Source organism: Blautia sp. HCP3S3_D9 (genome assembly GCF_052063845.1).
GTDB lineage: Bacteria > Bacillota > Clostridia > Lachnospirales > Lachnospiraceae > Blautia_A.
Genome location: NZ_JBQHWS010000243.1, coordinates 1 through 2,156 on the forward strand (window position 1 = coordinate 1; position 2,156 = coordinate 2,156).

Annotated in this window: 5 protein-coding genes; all 5 read right to left on the minus strand. The window is 41.2% G+C overall.

Annotation, left to right across the window (positions count from 1 at the left end; all coding sequences use genetic code 11):
- On the minus strand, window positions 1–187 hold a 187-nt coding region (rplO, locus tag ACTNES_RS20525; protein WP_441040542.1), incomplete at its 3' end, for a 50S ribosomal protein L15.
- A gap of 141 nt (window positions 188–328) precedes the next feature.
- Complete coding sequence (rpmD, locus tag ACTNES_RS20530; protein WP_118252532.1) at window positions 329–511, minus strand: 50S ribosomal protein L30; 183 nt, start codon at window positions 509–511, stop codon at window positions 329–331.
- 15 nt (window positions 512–526) lie between these two features.
- On the minus strand, window positions 527–1,036 hold the full coding sequence (rpsE, locus tag ACTNES_RS20535; RefSeq protein ID WP_117675251.1) for a 30S ribosomal protein S5: 510 nt from the start codon (window positions 1,034–1,036) through the stop codon (window positions 527–529).
- 18 nt (window positions 1,037–1,054) lie between these two features.
- Entirely contained in the window at window positions 1,055–1,423 is a 369-nt protein-coding gene (gene rplR / locus ACTNES_RS20540; RefSeq protein WP_019162491.1) for a 50S ribosomal protein L18, read from the minus strand.
- Window positions 1,424–1,440: 17 nt separating this feature from the next.
- A complete protein-coding gene (gene rplF / locus ACTNES_RS20545; protein WP_008707270.1) occupies window positions 1,441–1,980 on the minus strand; it encodes a 50S ribosomal protein L6 in 540 nt (179 codons plus the stop codon).
- Window positions 1,981–2,156: the final 176 nt, after the last annotated feature.

Here is a 2,156-nt window from a genome sequence, read left to right on the forward strand (position 1 = left end):
TAGGCAGACGTCTGTATAAAGGCATCTGACCACCTTCGAATCCCGGTTTCTTGTGACCGGAACGAGCTAACTGTCCTTTGTGTCCTTTACCGGCTGTTTTACCGTTTCCAGAACCATGTCCACGGCCTCTTCTGAAGTTATCGCTGTGCTTAGAACCTTCTGCTGGTCTTAAGTTTGATAATTCCATGTTGGCACCTCCTTATTATTATTTCAAATCTATCTGTTCAGATCGTATTGTTTCCAATATGTTTCTGTATGTTCCCGCCACTCCTGTGAATGGCAGGCTCATATCAGATCCATATCAGAGTTCTCTCTGGTTAAATCGCAATTAAGCTTCTTCAACCTTTACCAGGTGCTGTACCTGCTGAATCATTCCTCTTGTTGCTGCGTTATCCGGCATTTCAACTGTTTTGTGCATTTTTGTAAGACCCATAGCTACAACAGTTTTTTTGTGCTTCGGAACTGCACCAATAGGAGATTTTACTAATGTAACTTTTAATGTGTTTGCCATTTTTGTATTTCCTCCTTAAGCCAGAATCTCATCAACAGATTTTCCGCGAAGTCTAGCAACTTCTTCCGGAGTTTTTAACTGTCTTAAGCCTTCGATTGTTGCAAGAACAACGTTCTGTTTGTTTCTGGATCCCATACATTTTGTACGGATGTTTTTGATACCAGCTAACTCGATTACCGCACGGGCAGGACCGCCGGCGATAACTCCAGTACCTTCCGGAGCTCTCTTCAGAAGCATTTCAGCGCTTCCGTATTTTCCAACGAAGTCATGTGTAATAGAGTTATTCTCGTCTCTTGCTACTGTTACTAATTTCTTCATAGCATCCTCTTTTCCTTTGCGGATAGCTTCAGGAATTTCGGCTGCTTTACCTAAACCTGCACCAACGTGTCCGTTGCCGTCACCTACAACAACTAAAGCTGTGAAACGGAAGTTACGACCACCTTTAACAACCTTGGTAACACGCTTGATTGATACTACTTTATCTTCTAATTCTAACTGACTAGCATCAATAAGATTACGTTTCATGTGTTTCGCTCCTCCTTATTAGAATTTCAGCCCAGCTTCTCTTGCTGCGTCTGCCAGTGCTTTAACTTTACCGTGGTAGATATAGCCTCCTCTGTCGAAAACAACGCTTTCGATGCCAGCTTCAACAGCTTTCTTACCAATAACGGTTCCTAAATGTGCAGCTGCTGCTACATCATCAGTGTTCTCTAACTCAGCTCTTACTTCTTTCTGAAGAGTAGAAGCAGATACTAAAGTCTTTCCTACAGTGTCATCAATGATCTGAGCATACATATGCTTGTTGGAACGAAATACTGCTAAACGAGGTGTTGTTGCAGTTCCGTTTAAATGATGACGTAATCTTCTATGCTTATTCTCACGAATTTTCGCTCTAGATGCCTTATTTACCATTTTCTCACCCTCCTAAATTATTTCTTACCAGTCTTACCAACTTTACGTCTGATAACTTCATCAACATATTTGATACCTTTACCTTTGTATGGCTCAGGTCTTCTCTTGTCTCTGATCTCAGCTGCAAACTGGCCGACTTTTTCTTTGCTGATACCGGATACGATAATCTTGTTACCATCTACTTTGGTTTCGATTCCGTCTGGATCTTCCATTTCTACCGGATGAGAGTAACCAAGGCTAAGTGTGAGCTTCTTTCCCTGTTTTGCTGCTTTATAACCTACACCGTTAACTTCAAGCTCTTTTGTATAGCCTTCGCTTACACCAACAACCATGTTGTGGATTAAGCTTCTTGTTAAACCGTGAAGAGATTTCATTTTCTTTAAGTCGTTTGGTCTGGATACTACTACATGACCATCTTCAACTTTGATTTCCATTTCTGTAGGAAGTGCTCTTTCGAGTGTTCCTTTTGGTCCTTTTACAGTTACTACGTTGCCTTCAGCGACAGTCACTTCTACGCCTGCAGGAATAGCAACCGGAAGTCTACCAATTCGTGACATATGTTTGTCCTCCTTACTTAGATTATCGGAGAGGATGTTGCATCCTCTCTGTTTTCAGTTAATTCCTATAAATGAGCAAGTTCGTGATTTTGCATAAAAGAAAGACACCTCGATTCCATGTGTTGTATAATGAAAGTGCCAAAACAAACATTTGCAACATTTACGAAAGAAGGTGT